The 16,418-nt window shown below is 62.1% G+C and carries 13 protein-coding genes and 3 pseudogenes; 3 read left to right on the plus strand and 13 right to left on the minus strand.

The window, feature by feature from the left end; all coding sequences use genetic code 11:
- Positions 1 to 6 precede the first annotated feature (6 nt).
- On the plus strand, positions 7 to 870 hold the full coding sequence (locus tag DL544_RS16435; RefSeq protein ID WP_005418626.1) for a prepilin peptidase: 864 nt from the start codon (positions 7 to 9) through the stop codon (positions 868 to 870).
- 10 nt (positions 871 to 880) lie between these two features.
- Positions 881 to 1,492: a dephospho-CoA kinase gene (gene coaE / locus DL544_RS16440; RefSeq protein ID WP_139727563.1), complete on the plus strand. Its 612-nt coding sequence runs from the start codon at positions 881 to 883 to the stop codon at positions 1,490 to 1,492.
- A gap of 79 nt (positions 1,493 to 1,571) precedes the next feature.
- On the opposite strand, the gene DL544_RS16445 is transcribed toward coaE, so the two are convergent.
- The 8 genes and pseudogenes from DL544_RS16445 to DL544_RS16480 form a co-directional block, all read right to left on the minus strand.
- A complete protein-coding gene (locus DL544_RS16445; RefSeq protein WP_065196692.1) occupies positions 1,572 to 1,958 on the minus strand; it encodes a hypothetical protein in 387 nt (128 codons plus the stop codon).
- Between the two features lie 529 nt (positions 1,959 to 2,487).
- Complete coding sequence (locus DL544_RS16450) at positions 2,488 to 3,858, minus strand: sensor histidine kinase (protein ID WP_061479297.1); 1,371 nt, start codon at positions 3,856 to 3,858, stop codon at positions 2,488 to 2,490.
- Positions 3,821 to 4,497: pseudogene (locus DL544_RS16455) on the minus strand (response regulator transcription factor). The gene DL544_RS16450 and the pseudogene DL544_RS16455 overlap by 38 nt, the downstream one beginning before the upstream one ends.
- 161 nt (positions 4,498 to 4,658) lie before the next feature.
- Complete coding sequence (locus DL544_RS16460) at positions 4,659 to 5,120, minus strand: hypothetical protein (RefSeq protein ID WP_065178936.1); 462 nt, start codon at positions 5,118 to 5,120, stop codon at positions 4,659 to 4,661.
- 115 nt (positions 5,121 to 5,235) lie between these two features.
- A complete protein-coding gene (locus tag DL544_RS16465) occupies positions 5,236 to 5,706 on the minus strand; it encodes a hypothetical protein (RefSeq protein ID WP_005418647.1) in 471 nt (156 codons plus the stop codon).
- A 94-nt stretch (positions 5,707 to 5,800) separates the two neighbouring features.
- Positions 5,801 to 6,280, minus strand: coding sequence for a hypothetical protein (locus tag DL544_RS16470; RefSeq protein WP_005418649.1), 480 nt, complete (start codon positions 6,278 to 6,280; stop codon positions 5,801 to 5,803).
- 258 nt (positions 6,281 to 6,538) lie between these two features.
- Entirely contained in the window at positions 6,539 to 7,417 is an 879-nt protein-coding gene (gene rimK, locus DL544_RS16475; RefSeq protein ID WP_005418651.1) for a 30S ribosomal protein S6--L-glutamate ligase, read from the minus strand.
- A gap of 97 nt (positions 7,418 to 7,514) precedes the next feature.
- On the minus strand, positions 7,515 to 7,757 hold the full coding sequence (locus tag DL544_RS16480; RefSeq protein ID WP_005418653.1) for a hypothetical protein: 243 nt from the start codon (positions 7,755 to 7,757) through the stop codon (positions 7,515 to 7,517).
- Between the two features lie 145 nt (positions 7,758 to 7,902).
- Between DL544_RS16480 and DL544_RS16485 the strand changes: the two genes are divergently transcribed.
- Positions 7,903 to 8,406: a hypothetical protein gene (locus DL544_RS16485; RefSeq protein WP_139727565.1), complete on the plus strand. Its 504-nt coding sequence runs from the start codon at positions 7,903 to 7,905 to the stop codon at positions 8,404 to 8,406.
- A gap of 302 nt (positions 8,407 to 8,708) precedes the next feature.
- On the opposite strand, the gene DL544_RS16490 is transcribed toward DL544_RS16485, so the two are convergent.
- The 5 genes and pseudogenes from DL544_RS16490 to DL544_RS16515 form a co-directional block, all read right to left on the minus strand.
- Complete coding sequence (locus tag DL544_RS16490) at positions 8,709 to 8,930, minus strand: DUF2188 domain-containing protein (protein WP_010481480.1); 222 nt, start codon at positions 8,928 to 8,930, stop codon at positions 8,709 to 8,711.
- A 502-nt stretch (positions 8,931 to 9,432) separates the two neighbouring features.
- Positions 9,433 to 10,677, minus strand: coding sequence for an HlyD family secretion protein (locus tag DL544_RS16495; protein ID WP_065185271.1), 1,245 nt, complete (start codon positions 10,675 to 10,677; stop codon positions 9,433 to 9,435).
- A pseudogene (locus DL544_RS16500) lies at positions 10,674 to 12,792 on the minus strand (peptidase domain-containing ABC transporter). The gene DL544_RS16495 and the pseudogene DL544_RS16500 overlap by 4 nt, the downstream one beginning before the upstream one ends.
- 360 nt (positions 12,793 to 13,152) lie before the next feature.
- Positions 13,153 to 13,800: a CPBP family glutamic-type intramembrane protease gene (locus DL544_RS16505; RefSeq protein WP_231109041.1), complete on the minus strand. Its 648-nt coding sequence runs from the start codon at positions 13,798 to 13,800 to the stop codon at positions 13,153 to 13,155.
- Positions 13,801 to 14,836: 1,036 nt separating this feature from the next.
- A pseudogene (locus tag DL544_RS16515) lies at positions 14,837 to 16,299 on the minus strand (site-specific integrase).
- Positions 16,300 to 16,418 lie beyond the last annotated feature (119 nt).

Raw genomic sequence — 16,418 nt, forward strand, 5'->3', positions numbered from 1 at the left:
CACTACATGGCATTTCTCGACCAGCATCCCGGCCTCGGCTACCCCGCCGCGGCCGCCCTGGGGCTGCTGCTGGGCAGTTTCCTCAACGTCGTCATCCTGCGCCTGCCCAAGCGGCTGGAGTGGCAGTGGAAGCGCGATGCGCGCGAGGTCCTGGAAGAACCGGACTTCTACGAGCCCCCGCCACCGGGGATCGTGGTCGAGCCCTCGCACTGCCCGCACTGCAAGCACAAGCTGAGCTGGTACGAGAACATCCCGCTGTTCAGCTGGATCATCCAGGGCGGCAAGTGCCGCCACTGCAAGGCGCCAATCTCGCTGCAGTACCCGCTGGTCGAGGCCCTGACTTCAGTGCTGGTTCTGGCCTGCGTCTGGCAGTTCGGCTTCGGCTGGCAGGGCTTCGGCGCCATCGTGCTGACCTGCTTCCTGATCGCCCTGTCCGGCATCGACCTGCGCACCCAGCTGCTGCCCGACCAGTTGACCCTGCCACTGATGTGGCTGGGCCTGATAGGCAACATCGACAACCTGTATATGCCGGCCAAGCCTGCCTTGGTCGGCGCGGCGGTGGGCTATCTGTCGCTGTGGATGGTCTGGTGGCTATTCAAGCAGCTGACCGGCAAGGAAGGCATGGGCCACGGCGATTTCAAGCTGCTGGCCGCCCTCGGCGCCTGGTGCGGGCTGAAGGGCATCCTGCCGATCATCCTGCTGTCGTCGGTGCTGGGCGCCATCATCGGTTCGATCTGGCTGTACACCCGGGGCCGTGACCGCGCCACGCCGATTCCGTTCGGCCCCTACCTGGCCATCGCGGGCTGGCTGTACTTCATGTGGGGCGCGCCGGTGGTCGAGCAGTACCTGGTGTTGAGCGGGCTGCGCTGAGGGGAATCCCATGAGCCGGTATGTAGTGGGCCTGACCGGCGGCATTGCCGCCGGCAAGAGCGAGGTGACCCGGCGCTTCGAGGCGCTGGGCATCGTGGTGGCCGACGCCGACCTGGCCGCCCGCGCGGTGGTCGCTGCCGGCAGCCCCGCCCTGGGCCGCATCGCCGAGCGTTTCGGCGCCGACATGCTGCAGGCAGACGGCGGCCTGGATCGGGCACGCCTGCGGGCCCACGTGTTCGCCGATCCAGCCGAACGGGCGGCACTGGAAGCGATCACCCACCCGGCCATCCGCCTGCTGATGCATCAGCAATGCGAGCAGGCCGCCAGCCCCTATGCGATTGCCGCCATTCCGCTGCTGACCGAGGTCGGCGGGCGAACCGCCTACCCGTGGCTGGACCGGGTGCTGCTGGTGGATGCGCCCGAAGCCGTGCAGCACGCCCGGCTGATGCAGCGCGACGGCATCGACGCCGCACTGGCCGACAAGATGATCGCCGCCCAAGCCAGCCGCACGCAGCGGTTGGCACTGGCCAATGATGTGGTGGTCAACGATGGACATCCCGAGGACCTGCAGGCGCAGGTGGAAGCGCTGCATGCGCGGTATCTGGGGTTGGCTGGGGGCTGAGGCGTGATTGCCGGCCAGCGGCCGGCACTACCGAAGCCAATCGACGCACTACCGAGGCGCATCCACGCATGGCGTGGATCTACTCCAGCTGCAGGCGGGCATAGCGGGCCAGTTCTCGTGCGCCAAGCAGCAATCCATCTACGACATCCGGGCTGAGTTGCTGGTGGGCACCGCCCTGCTCGCGGGCGGCTTCGGCGGCGTGCAGCACCTGCATGAGTGCATTCAAGCCGGCCAGGGTGCGGCTGAGGCCGGCCATGGTGGCCGCCTGTGCCGGGCTGAGGCCCTGTGCTTCCAATCGTCGGCCGTCGGCTGCATCGCGCCCGTCCATGCGGGCCAGCAGCGCAGGCAGCAGATCCTTGGGATCATCGAGCAGGGCTTCGATGCGCTCGGCGACGTCGACCGGCAGCAGGTCAGCGGCTTCGCCGATCAGGGCGTGCAGTTGGGGGAACAAGGGGCGTGCGGACATAGTGAATCTCCTCGCAGACGACGAGCCACCTGCGGATGCAAGGTGGCGGACGGTGCGGGTTGGCGTACCGGAGACCCAACAATTCAAAAGCTAAGGAAAAAGACTCCAGCGGATTCTGACGAATCCCCACGCACCATCCGCCGAAACGAGGCAGGTGATGCATTTTCCATGATGGCCGCTGCACATCTGGAGCTTTTGAATTGTCGGTTTTTTTCGGGACGCCAATCCCGGCCAGGGCACCTGCCCCGGCCGACCCATCTGGCCATCACGCAGCGCTGTGATCTGTAAGGAAATTCTCAAGCCGCAGTTGAGGGTGCGAATGCGTGCATGCGGACACGCACGCGGCGTGACAGCGGTCACGGTGATGTCGTGTTGGGCTTCTGGCCCTGGGTTCCTGCGAGGGGGATTCAGTGGCACAAGCGACACTGGGCGCTATACGGCGCCGGCCGGATTCGTGCCGACCAAGGTCGGCACCTACCAAAGCAGAGCCATTGCCGACCAAGGTCGGCACCCACCAAAGCAGAGGCCCCTACAACGGCTTCGGCGAGAACGTCAGGGTGGCGATCACGCCGCGCTCGCCACCGGGGCGCACGCTCACCTGCCAGCCATACAGATCGCACAGGCGGCTGACGATCGACAGGCCGATGCCACCGCCCTGCGAATGGCCGGCATGCGTGCCGCGATAGCCGCGCTGGAACAGCTTGGCGGCATCCTCTTCGCTCAGCCCCGGTCCGCTGTCGGTCACCGACACCGAATTACTGCCGACAAAGACGCGCACTTCGCCATCCTGCGAGTACTTCACCGCGTTGCCGATCAGGTTGCCCAGCGCCACCGACAACGCGGCTTCCGGCGCATCGATCACCAGGTTGCGCTCGCCTTCCAGTGCCAGTTCCAATGGCTTGCCGCCCAGCTGTGCACGGTGGGCGTCCAGCAGCTGTTCGGCTACGCGGGCGACGTTGCTGGTGCCCTGCCCGCGTTCGTTGCGCGACAGCAGCAGCAGTGCGCCGATCAGGTCGCTGCACTGTTGTTCGGCGCGCTGGATGCGCTGCAGACGCTGCAGCACCTTCTCATCCAGGCCGGGCCGGGTCAGCAGCAGTTCGGTGGCGCCACGGATCACCGCCAGCGGCGTGCGCAGCTCGTGGCTGACGTCGGCATTGAACTCACGGTCGCGCTGCACCACTTCGGTCAGCCGCGACGAATAGTCATCCAGCGCCTGCGCCAGTTGCCCCACTTCGTCATCGGGGAAACGTGGTGCCAGCGGCTCGGGCTCGCTCGTGCCGCCGCGATAGGCACGCAGCCGCGCGGCCAGGTCCGAGACCGGCTTCATCACCTTCGACGCCGACCACCAGCCCAGCACCAGCGACAACAGGCTGAACACCAGCACCGACAGCACCAGCGCGCGGTTGAGCTGCTGCCCGCCACGCACGCTGTCGGTCATGTCGTAAGCCAGGAATGCCCAGGCGTCGGGCGTCTTGCGCACGGCCAGCTTGTACGCATAAGGTTGCCCGCGCTCGTCCACCCCGGAGATGTTGTGGTTGCCATCAGGCAGCGCGGCCCAGTCCGGTTCTTCCTCGCGCAACGCCTCGAACTTGTCGGGTTTGACGAGGCGCGCGCGCATCTGCTGCACGGGCAGATCGGGGTTGCGATCCGGGCTCTCGTAGAACCGCCGCACGTACTCGTTGATGTTGCGGTTCATCACGTCTTCCACCAGCTGGTTTTCCACGCGCATGCGGGCCCAGTTGGTGGCAAACGCGAACAGTGTCGTCAGGCAGAAGCCCAACAACACGAACGAGACGATGATGCGGCTGCGCAGGCGCCGCCGATACGGCGAACGCCGGCGCTCCCCCTTGGTTGCCACGGAATCAGGCTTCCGGGGTGGCGATGCGGTATCCGATGCCATGGCGGGTCTGGATCAGCGGCACTTCAAACGGCTTGTCGACCACCGCACGCAGGCCGTGGATGTGGACACGCAGCGAATCCGAGTCGGGCAGCTCTTCGCCCAGACGCGGGTCTCCAGTTCCTGGCGGGTAACCACGGCCGGCGCGGCCTCCATCAGGGCCTGCAGGATCTTCAGCGCGGTCGGGTTGAGCTGCAGCAGCTTGCCCTGGCGGCGCACTTCCAGCGTGTCCAGGTTGTATTCCAGATCGCCGGTTTCCAGCACGCGGGTCTGCACGCCCTTGCCGCGGCGCGACAAAGCGTTCAAGCGCACTTCCACTTCCTGTAGCGCGAACGGCTTGATCAGGTAGTCGTCGGCGCCGGAATCGAAACCGGCCAGCTTGTTGTCCAGCGAGTCGCGGGCGGTCAGCATCAGTACGGGGGTCTGCTTGCGCGCTTCGTTGCGCAGCTTGCGGCAGACTTCAATGCCGTCCATGCCCGGCAGGTTCAGGTCCAGAACGATGGCGTCGAACTCGTGGACCACCGCCAGGTGCAGGCCGGTCACGCCGTCGGCGGCGAAGTCCACGGTGTGGCCACGATCCTCAAGGTAGTCGCCAAGGTTGGCGGCGATGTCGCTGTTGTCTTCGATTACGAGAATGCGCACTGGGACCTCTGGTTCTTGAAGGGTCGTCGGGGGCCAGGCCCACCTGCTCAGGATGCCCCTGTGCGGGTGGACGCGACGTCTACCTGCTGAACGATACAGGTTCCATTCTTAACATTTCGTACCGGAGGGACGACACCGGCAAACGCCCCCGGGGCGAGCGCTCAGCGGCTGATGCGCTGCTGGTCGGTCAGCGCCCGGCGGCTCTCTTCCTGGGCTTTGCGACGCTGGGCCACGGTCAGGCAGACGCTGGTCGGCATGTTGCTGCCGGTCAGGCGCTCGCGGCGGCAGATCATGCGGCTGTCGGCCTGGGCGCGGGTCATGATGGTGTTGACGATCTCCTGCTCGTTGAACAGGTCGTTGCGCTCCTGCGGGGCCAGCTCATCCAACTTCTCGCGGCCATTCATCTTGATCCGGATCCGGTTCAGCGCCTGCTGCACGCGGCTCTTGTCCTCCAGCCCGATCTCGCTGTAGTCCTCGCTGCCCATGGCCGTTTCAACGCGGCGGATCTGCTCGGATACCGGGGTGAAAGAATCCATCTGCACGGTGTCCTTCTGCGCCTTGGCCTGCACGGTGGCCACCAGGCCGAGCGACAGCATCAGGGCGAGCATAGTGGTGCGGTACATGACGAGCTCCATGTTCGTCCATGAATAGGGTCTCGACTTTACGGTTGCGCCGATGCGTCCACAAGGGACGCACGGCAGGGTGACCGATGGCGGCCTGCGACCGGTCCAACCACGGTTACGGCTTGTAGTTGTTGAAACGCTGGTTGTCGTTGAGGGCCTTGCGGCTGTCTTCCTGCGCCTTGCGGCGCTGGGCCACGGTCAGGCAGACGCTCTGCGGCATGTTGCTGCCGGTGGTGCGCTCGCGGCGGCAGACCATGCGGCTGTCGGCATGGGCGCGGGTCATGATCGTGTTGATCACTTCCTGGTCGTTGAAGATCTCGGTGCGGTCCTGCGGGCTCAACTGCTCTACCCGTTCGTGGTCGCCCATCTTGATCTTGATACGGCCCAGCGCCTGCTGCACACGGCTTTTGTCTTCCAGCCCGATCTCGCTGTAGTCCTCGGTGTTGATCGCCGTCTCAACGTTGCGGATCTGTTCGGCCACCGGTGCGTTGGCGTCGAACTTCACCTGCCCTTTCTCGGGCTTGGCGTGCGCGGTGGTGGCCAGTGCCAGGCCCAGCATCAGGGCGAAGGGGGTCATGCGCTGCATTGTTACCTCCAGGTTCTTCCATGAGTGGAACACCGACCCTGCGGTGCCACCGACACGCCGTTACGGCACCCCGGTGGACCGAAAGGCGGTGCGGTCAACGCCCGGCGGGCGGTGGGCTGAGCGTGTTGTAGCTGCGCTGGTCGTTGATCAGCGCCTTGCCTTTCTCTTCGATCCGGCGCCGTTCGGCCACGGTCAGGCAGCGGCTCCTGGGCATGTTGCTGCCGGTGGTGCGTTCGTACCTGCAGATCTGCCGGCTGTCGTCATGGCCACGCGCCATCAGGGTGTTGATGCGTTCCTGCTCGTTGAAGACCTCGGCCTGCAACTGCGGCGGCAGCTCCTGCACGGTCTGGCGTTCGCCCATGTGCTGGCGGATACGCGACAGCGCCTGCTGCACCTGGCCGCGATCCTCGGCAGACAGTTCGGCATAGTCGGGGGCAGCCAGCGCGGTTTCCACCTGGCGCATCTGCTCGGCGACCGACCCCTGCCGGTCCATCTGTACAGCGACTTTCTCCGGCTTGGCGGCAACAGCGCCAGACAGGCCCAGCAGCAACGCGATCGTCATGATGCGGTACATCGCCAACCTCCCGATCCATCCCGGAACGAAGGGCCAACTCTACGACCGTCACGCGGCCTCCACAAGAGACCTTGGGCACAGAGCCGACAGGCATAAAAAAGGCCCAGGCGGTGCACCCGCCTGGGCCTGAAGTCGTATCCCGATACCGATCCTGCTGAGAGGCAGAGCTGCGGTTCGCTGAAGCCTACGCCGGGGCCGATTAAAGCCTCGTTAAAGCCCCGGATCATTTACCCATGAGAATCACAACCCCATGAATAATCAAGGCTTTTTGATCTTCTCTACGTGTTCGATGATGCGTGTGGCCACGTCCACACCGCAGGCCGCTTCGATGCCCTCCAGCCCCGGCGTGGAGTTGACCTCCAGCACCAGCGGGCCGCGCGCGGAGCGGATCAGGTCCACGCCGCACACCGACAGGCCCAGCGCCTTGGCCGAACGCACCGCCACCTGCTGCTCGGCGCGACTGGCCTTGGCCGCCACGGCGGTGCCGCCAGCGTGCAGGTTGGAGCGGAAGTCACCCTCCGGTGCCTGCCGCTGCATCGACGCCACCACCTGGTCGCCCACCACGAAGCAGCGCAGGTCGGCGCCCTTGGCCTCGCCGATGAATTCCTGCATCAGGAAGTTGGCGTACAGGCCGCGCAGCGCTTCGACAATGCCGCGCGAGGCACTGGCCTTTTCGGTCAGGATCACGCCGCGACCCTGGGTGCCTTCATTGAGCTTCACCACATGCGGCGGCGGGCCGAGCATGGACAGCAGATCGACGGTGTCATCGGGGTTGTCGCCGAACACGGTAACCGGCATGTCGATGCCCTTGGCCGCCAGCAGCTGGTGCGCGCGCAGCTTGTCGCGCGAACGCAGGATGGCATCGGACGGATTGGGCGTGCGTGCGCCCATCAGTTCGAACTGGCGCAGCACGGCGGTGCCGTAGCGGGTGATCGAGGCACCGATGCGCGGAATGACCATGTCCACGCCGGTCATCGGCCGGCCCTTGTAGTGCATGGAAAAGCCATCGGCGGCGATGCGCATGTAACAGCGCAACGGGTCGAGGATGCGCACGGTATGGCCGCGCGCGCGCGCCGCCTCGACCAGCCGACGGGTGGAATACAGGGAGCTGTTGCGGGACAGGATGGCGAGCTTCATCGCGGCGGGATCGGTCGGCAGGCGCGCAGCATAGCGCGGGCGTGTGGCGGGCGGATGATGCCCGTCGTCGACGATCTCGAGCGTTGTGGATGAAGCTTCAGCTGTCCCGTTCAGCACTGACCTGGAAGCCACGGGCCGCTTCGCCCAGCGCCGCCACGCAGGCCATCTGCAGGGCAGAATTGCTGAACGCCTGCTGGTAGATCTGCTCGAGCAGTTCCGCGGCCTTGGGACCACCGGCACGCCCCAGCGCGCGCACGGCTTCAAGCTGCTTGTTCGAGCCGACGCCGGCGGAAAGAAAGATCCGATGGATGCGCTCGACGACGTCGTTCCGGCAGTTCATGGAAGGCAGCTCCTGATCAGTATCCGCTCACGCTAGCTGCTCAGTGCCGGCCTGCCCATGGGAAAAGTTTGAAGCGTTACGCGCCCCTCCGCAGCGCCTCTAGGAGTTCTACGAAAATGTCGCTTTCGGCTGGAAGCAGGCGAGCGTGCCGATCACCATGGAAGCTCCTCCCAAAGCGGAAATCCCGATGTCGAAAATGGAGCAACTTGCACAGAAGCTGCAGCAATCTGCACACGCGGAGCAGGCCAGGGCCGCCGCCGTCGAAAAGCAGTACCAGGACTGGATCCAATCGCTGCATGTGCTGTTCGACACCATCGAACTGTGGCTGCAACCGTTGGTGCAGGCGCAGGTGGCCACGCTGCGTCGGGACACGGTCACCATCACCGAGAATCCGTCATCCGGGGAACTGAAAACCTACGCGGCCCCCGCACTGACCCTGAACGTCAATGGCAAGGCCGCCGCGATCAAGCCTCTGGCCCGCTTCTGCCTCGGCTGCCAGGGCCGGGTGGATATTCTGGCCCGGGAAAACCAGTGGCACCTGACACGGCAATTGGAACCGGGCGAGGTCTGGTACCTGCACACGCATAATCGCGATCAGGGGCGCGTGCTGGATGCCGACGTGTTGGCCAGCGTGTTCGCGGCGTACTGAGGCGGTCTGGAGGGACCTGCGCGGCGGAAAGCGGCGCGGTCTTGAAGGATGGAGCGGGCGATGGGAATCGAACCCAAATCCGCTTAACCGACTGTTCCATAAGAAAAATGTCCGGAACATTCGACTGAAAAACGATACCTCAAACGATACCTGGAAGCCTAACAGGCTTGCAGAAGGGCCAGCAACCAGCAGGGCAATGCGTCCACTTGCTCCCACTGGTGGGGATGGCTCGAGTGCGCATTGCCCCGTCGGTAACCCAAGCTCCAGCAAAAGACAAGGCCGCCAAACGGCGGCCTTGTTGATCAACCCTTAGGAGGATTTGGGTCGTTCCCGTAACTGTCCTTGTCCCGGATAAGGCCCTGACGGTCGTGGATCACCACTTCGCTGCGCTGGTTGATGGCGATCTCACGCGCATGCTGCCTTGCCTCTTCCTGGGTCCGGTGGTGAGAGGTATCGCGCGAGTTGCCTTCGCCACGCACCGCCCAGCCATCCGGCCGCTTCACCACGTGCTGATTCTTGCCCATTTCGACCTCGACAATGGTTTTGGGCGACGACCGCCCAAACCCATGATCTTGTGTAAAAATTACAAAATCAACACCAGATATAGTTAATTCACAAAAAAACACGCCAATTCACTCCGCAGCTGCGGATGTTGCAAACGCGTCTCAGTTCACGCCGAGAGGAAGGCCTTCAAAGCTCGCGGGTAAGCCAGACCGAACGGCGTCTCGTGTCGGCAATTCGGGGCGTTTGGCTCAGCGCCTGCGGCAAGGAGCGTCGCACACGTGGCGGCAGGGTCACGCCGTTCCCACGCCTCCAGGAACCTAGTGGCGTGAGCGCGGCAACATCGCCCATGACCACGGCCTCGTGTAATGGCGTCCAAGTCATGATTGTCCTGCCCTTCGAGTGGCAGGCCGAAGTGCTGGGCGTGCTGACCAGCGCTGCTGGCACCGCGGTTGTCGTCTATCCGCTGCTCTTCCGGTAAACAAACGATTTTGACTTCCGGGACAGCATCGCTAGCACCCGCTACTAGCCTCCCAGTTTTCCAGTCACGGAGTAGAGAGGCTCCAGCAGCCATTCGTAGAGCTTGCGGCGCTCGCCCATGATATCGGCTTCAAGCTGCATGCCTGGGCGGAGCGTCTCCATCTTCCCGTATGCCAGCACTCCTTGTTGGTCCAACGAGACCAGGACCCGATACAAGGACTGCCTTGCATCGCCGTCCTTCTGGGATCCTGTCAACGCGCTGCGAGAGATGCGGATGACCGTTCCTTCGTGGGCACCGAACTTCTGGTAAGGATAGGCTTGATAGCGCAGGAGAACCCGGTCGCCTGATTTGACGAACCCAATGGCCGAGCTGGGCACCAGCAGTTGTGCTCGAAGCTCGGATCCCTTGGGAAGTAGACTGAGAATGGGTTGGCCCGGCTGCACCGCCTGGCCGGCCTCGACGAGTCGATTTGCTACCAGTCCAGTTACTGGTGCGCGAAGCAGCAGCTCCCCGTCGGCCTCCATCCGGACGGTCTCCTGGCTCAATGCAGCCAGATCACGTTCCGAGGCCGCCTTGGCGGAGAGCCTCTGATGGGGAATTTCTGCGAGCCGCTGCTCCAGTTCAGCCAGGTTCCGCCGAATCGAGGTCGCTTGGCGTTGAAGGGCTTGTTGCGCGTTGACCGCCTCGAGTATCGATTGCTCTTGTTGGTTGATCTGAACCAGGCTTACGTAGCGCTCATCCTCGACGCTCCGAAATCGGGCGAGGGTCTCGCGACCAATTCGCACCTGCTCGCCGCGGGTGTGGATCTCTGCCTCAATCTGCGAAAGCTCGCGCAGCATCGCCGAGCGTTGGGCCTTGGCTCCCTCCTGCTGTGCCGCGAGCTGCCTGTCCTGGAACTCGCTCATCGCCTCCACACTGGCCATACGGGAGCGCTGTGCGTCAAGCAACGTGGACACGGCATCCTGCCCTGAGGAGGTGACCCGCGGCACATTGATCGTCAGCAGCCCGTCCTGGCGCCGGACGTGGTCGCCTTCTTCGACATCCAGTCTCGCAACCACGCCAGCCGACGGAGCGACCACGGTGGAAAGCCCGAGATCAGGCACAAGCTCGCCCATAACCCTGGATCTGCGTGAATACTCGCCCAGGTAGAGGAAGCCGACGATGGCCGAGGCAGCCATCGCTGCGAACACCGCAAGAATCCAGAAACGGAGCGGTTGCGCCAGGGACACTCCACCGAGCCAGCTTCGTCGCTGGGCATCGATGGCTTCCTTGCGGAAGAGGCCGCTCATGCGAGGCCCCCCTCAAGGCCGTCCCGTGCGGCTTTCGCGGAGCTTGATGCGTTCTGCACCAACTCGCGCGCTACCGCGCCCGCGTGCATGATCAGCACCCGGTCTGCACTGGCGATGGTCTCTGGCCGATGGGCGATGATCACCCGGGTCAGCTCAAGTTGTCGGACGGCTTCATTCACCAGCCTTTCCCGCTCAACATCCAGATGGCTGGTTGCCTCGTCCAAGAAGAGCAACTGGGGCTTGCGATACAGGGCGCGTGCAAGGATCACCCGCTGCTTCTGACCACCAGAGAGGGTCCCCCCATGTCGCCGATCAGGCTGTTGTAGCCCATGGGCATCGCTGCGATGTCGTCATGCACAGCGGCCAACTCTGCGGCTTCACGCACCCTGGATTCATCATGGTGATCGTCTTCGAAGGCGATGTTCTCGCTGACACTTCCCGCGAAGAGCTGGTCATCTTGCATCACCGCGCCGATCATGCTGCGATACTCGCTTACGCTGACCTTTGACAAGGGCACGCCTCCGATGCGGATCTCACCTTCCGTCGGCTGGAGAAGGCCGAGGAGAATCTTGATCAGCGTGGTCTTTCCGCAGCCAGATGGGCCGATGATGGCGACTGACTCACCAGGATCCACTACAAAACTACAGTTCCTCAGCACCCAGGGCTCTCCGGGGGCGTAGCGGAATCCAAGCCCTTCAACCTCAATTCGGATGCCGTCCGGCGACAGAGCGCTGGTGCTGGAAGCGAGGTTCTCTGGTTCGGTAAGAACAATGTCGGAGAGCCGTTCGCCGTGAAGACGGAGCATGCGGAACTCCACCCACTTGTCGATCAAGGCTCCCACTCGTTGTGAAAACTGGTCCTTGTAGGCGAGGTAGGCAATCAGCATGCCGACGGAGAAGACGTTTTCCATTGCCAGTAGTGCACCCAGCCAAACCACCGCAATGCGCTCCAAGCCGAACAATAATTGATTGGCTCCGCCGAAGCTCAACCCAAACTTTGCGAGCCAAACGTCATGGTTGACCGTTTCGTTCATGAGATTGAAGTAGCCGGCCTGGCGAATGGACTCTCGGCCAGCAACTTTCAACGATTGAACCCCCGGATGGACTCGAGCAGGTGGCTCTCCTGCCGTGCCCCGGCGATCAACTGCCTCTCTGTGGCTCGCCTGAGCGGGGCGAAGGCACAAGCACGCGCGATTGCATACAGAGCAACTGCAATCAACGTAACCAGCGCAAGCTTCCAGTTGTAGAGCAGCATCATTCCCAGCGTCACCACCGCCATGAGGCCATCAACGAACGCTTCAACGAAACTGGTTGTTAGCGTTCGCTGTATGGCTTGGACGCTCCCCATCCGTGAGGTGACATCACCCAGATGACGCTTCTCAAAGAAGTCCAGAGGCAAACGCAACAGGTGCCGGAAGACATTGCCGGTCCATTGCAGGTTGAGCCGGTTTGATAGGCAGATGACCGCTCGGCCTCGGATCTGCCCGATGCAGACCTGCAGCAGGAGCGCGAGGGCAAACCCAGTGCCCAGCACAGTCAGCAAGTCCCTGTCATGAGCAATGAGGGCCTGATCCACGGTCCATTGCATGAAGAATGGTGCTATCAGAACAAACACCTGAAGAGCAATGGACAGAAGCAGCAGCAAGCTTAGAGCACGCCAGAATCCCTCGATCTTCCCCGTCAGCTGCGCGAGCGAGACGGCCGGCGGGCGCGGGACTGCACGGAACTCGGCAGTTGGGTGCAACTCCAGCGCAATTCCGGTGAAGTGGCGCGAGACCTCATCCAGAGAAAGCTTGCGTTTGCCAAAGGCGGGATCCAGAACGGTCACGCCATTTCGACGGACCTTGCTGATTACAACGAAGTGGTCGAGGTCCCAGTGCGCAATGCAGGGTAGTTGAAGTTGACTCAGGTGCTCCAAGTCCAGGCGTAGTGGGCGGCAACGAAAGCCGAGCGCGCCTCCAATTTCAATGACTTGAGCAAGCGTCGAGCCCTTAAGTGAGAGGGCATGGCGGCGGCGGAGTTCCCGCAGTCCAATGTTGTTGCCATGATGCGACGCGACCATGGCTAAGCATGCAAGACCGCATTCCGCTGCCTCGGATTGAATCACGGCGTCAATAAGATAGCATCTCTCTATCGCTAGAAATGGCGAATTGAACAGGGTAGTTGTTGGAGGTTCTGCAGAACTGCGCGTGATGCGAGAAGGGACGGGGTAGAACTCCCCACCCCTTTAATCGTGAATTCAAACTACTGAGACTGTTCCGATCGCTTATCAGAATCTTCTTGCTTTGCGAGGTATTTCCCGCCATGGTAGCCAGCTACAAAAAAAGCAAAGGCTGCTACAAGAGCGAAAGCAAGGATGCTGGCGTCACTGTGCTTGGTCATTTGAATCAAAGGCTCCTCCGCGTTGACATTCGTGCTTGCCTGCGCGAGTCGCTGGCTTGAACGCACGGCGCTGCATGGGAAGGTCCGCTGGTGCTCACGACTGAATTCCGTAGTCCCTGAGCGTCGGGTAGAATATGACCCACTGCGTTATTGTGAGATTTATTGTGCCGTGGACTGTAGCCAGCTGGGTTATGCTCAGGTTGAATGGATAGGCCAAAATGCATAGCAGTATCGAAAATAGGAATGACGAGATAACGGCGTCGACGTGAACCGCAGCAAATGCCGCGCTAACCATGATGGTTCCCAATACGCGCCCGAAGTAGTGAGATACGCCATCAAAGAGCAGGTGTCTCACTACCTTCTCCTCGAAAAGAGGTCCGATAATGCAGGTCGAAATCAAGCCAAGAACATAGAAATTGATTGGAATTTCGCTAAAGGGGATGAATTTTGTATGTGGTATTGCAGGGATTCCAACGACGTAAACCCAAATCGCGCCTCCAGCGATCCCAATGGCCACCAAGGCAGCGCCAAGCCGGAAAGTCCACTCTCTCCTCGGCTCATTGGGAAGTAGCCAGACACAAACCGCGAAGGCGAGAAGTTCGACGATCGCTCTTGATCCAAAAACGTCGAAGTATTTCAGAACTCCAAGTGCCGCACCGGCGCCCACAGTTGCAATTGCAGCTACGAATATCTTGTTCTCCGCTATGGGGCGAGGCCTCCAGTGCGCGATTCTCCTGAGCAAGAACTTTCTCCCGAGGGCCCAGGCCCGGAATTGGGCCTGGGCCTTAGCTAACGCGCCTACATCATTCTGAATTGTGCCTCAGAGGTTCGGCCTCGTATTCACGCTGGCGCCCGATCAGGCATTCTGGATCATTGAGCCATGAGGTGATGGTAGATTAGACCAGCAGCGCCGATTCCACTGAAGGGCGCAACCCTTCCATACATATACGCGGTCTCCATGAAGCTGTGGAGAGTTCCGCTGACGTGGCTTCCTTCGCTCGAACCAATCTGAATGTTGATGCCCTTCGTACCGCCTGACACTTCTGCAAGTTCCAATTGACTAAGATCACGCATATAGCCTCCATTGCGATGCTGTCGGAGTAATGAGAGTTGCGAATTCGCCTCGAGACCAAGCGTGGCGGCATCGAGTTAACCAATAATCTCGATGCGCCGGAGCTTCGTCAGCGACGCGCTGTGGCCTTCGTGGTTCACATTGGTGCACCCAGCAGGCGCTTTCATTCAAGACTGTGACGGCCCTTCCGCACAATCCAACTGAGGCCACTTGAAATGTTATGACATAACAATATATGTTCACGGGCTGTCCGCAGCCGAGGCTGCCTCGGGCCACTGTGTTGCTTGATGCACCTGTGACTTCGCAGCGGGCCGACCAATGCCTCGTCTGGCCAGCTCCGACGGAAGCCAAACTCTTGCCCTGCTCCTGCCGCCTCAGGCTGGAGCGTGCTCGGGCTTTGCTTTCGCGCGCTTTCGCGGAGCACCTTCGGACAGGAGTGCCTTGAGAACCGGTAGGTTCAAGTTGAAGTCCAGCACTGCCAGCCCAGGGGTGTTCACGCCCGGGCCATGCAGATCTTCTTGGACGGTGAATTTGCGGCTATACGTGGCTTGGTGCTCGTCGTCAGCTCGCTCAACCACCTGGACCCGCAACTCGGACGGTATGCCTGCGCGTCCGAGAGGCTGAACTTCTGCTTTCGAAGTGAGTGGAAACCGCGCCTCATCGGCTTCCACGTCTTGCCGGGCCAACGCCATCCCAGCCGCGGCAGTCATGCGGATGTTTTGTTTCTTTTTGCCTCTCGCGCAATTCGCTTGGCTTCCGTAGCGGCCCGTTGCAAGTTCTCCCCAAATTGACCCGGCACATGCGACGGCAGGGTCACCGGCGGATTGAACATCGCCAACGTCTCCACCCGCAGAGGCAAGGTCTCTGGCTGAACTGCCGCTGGCACGGCCAACCCGCTGTTGTCCACGTAGACTTTTCGCAAGATCGATTTGGGCGGTTTGCCATGTCCGGTGATGCGGCCAATGGCCACGTCCCTGGCACTGACCTCCATGCCGGTGGCCAGCAGCGCTCGATCCGTGTGGGTAATGAAGTAATGCCTAAAGGCATGAAATCCCATGCCCTCTTCGGTGACACCTTGCCGCTTGATGTAGGTCGGAAACTGACGTGACAGCTGACGCCCAAAGCCCAGTCCTGTGCTGTTGGGAAGGTCCGGGAAAAGGCGATCTACGCCGCACCCTCGCACCTCATCTACGAAATGGAGGAAACCTGCATCCAACACCGGTTTCGCCAATGGAACGAACCGCAGTGAGCTCGTGTTCTTGACCTTGTTTCCGTCTCCCCGAGTTGTGACCAGGAAGCCGGCAACACCATCCACATGCATCACATCTGCTGCGCGTAGCTGCGCCACTTCGTTCACGCGCGCGCCACTGTACAAACCCAATATCGGCCCCCAGAAGCGGTGCGGATACTTCGAGGCCCAGCGCAAGAAACCTGCTCCGAACACCGCCTTCAGTTCGTCATGCGTGAACGGACGACCCGTTTCCGGCTCCTCCACTCCCCGACGGTCCGACGGTGAGGCGATGCCCTCCATCGGGTCAAGCTGTAGAAGCCGCTGTTTGCGCAGGTGCGAAATGAACACCCTCAATCTGTCCCAATGCTTGCTGAGCGTCGCACTGGCCGGTGCCTTTTCGCCGTTGCGTTTGGAGAGCGCGAGAACCTCCTGGACACTGAGGTCGCGATACAGCTTGTGCTTGGTTGCGTTTCTGGGCCAATGCTCCACTGCGTCCATGAAGGCCTGCACGTGGTCAGCGTCCAGTGTGGCGACAGGAATGTCCCCAACAAGGCCCAACAGAATTCGCAGGCTGTGCCGACTTTCGATGATGGTCTTCGGCGCCAGCTTTCCCAAGCTGGCCAGATGCTTGTCGATGCAGGCGGAGAGCAGTGGTCCTGACGGGGCCGCAGCCGACGTGGGCACCTGAGGAGGGTAGCCGGCCACCGCAGCAGCCAGCGGATCCTTCTCCGCCACTTGGCCCATCAGCCGCTCCAGCATCTCCACGTCCTGGAGTGTTTCCAGCTGAGCCTCAGCAACATGTGTTCCGTTGCGCAGGGTCATGCCTTTGATGATCAGGTCCCTGCGCCCAGCAGCGCGTGCCGCTTCCAGTGCCTTCTTCAGATCCACCGCGTCCCCTGGCGTATCGCTTCGAATGCCTGAGAGAGTGCCACGCCCATGCAGGCGGCCACCAGCCGTGCCCTATCGCCGGCAGGCTCATGGAGAGGACGAACGAGGAAACGCGAACCGACGGCGCCACGCAGATCGATGGGCACAAGAAAGCGGGCGTATGGCCCAC

It is taken from the genome of Stenotrophomonas sp. pho (assembly GCF_006228405.1).
Taxonomy (GTDB): Bacteria; Pseudomonadota; Gammaproteobacteria; order Xanthomonadales; family Xanthomonadaceae; genus Stenotrophomonas; species Stenotrophomonas sepilia.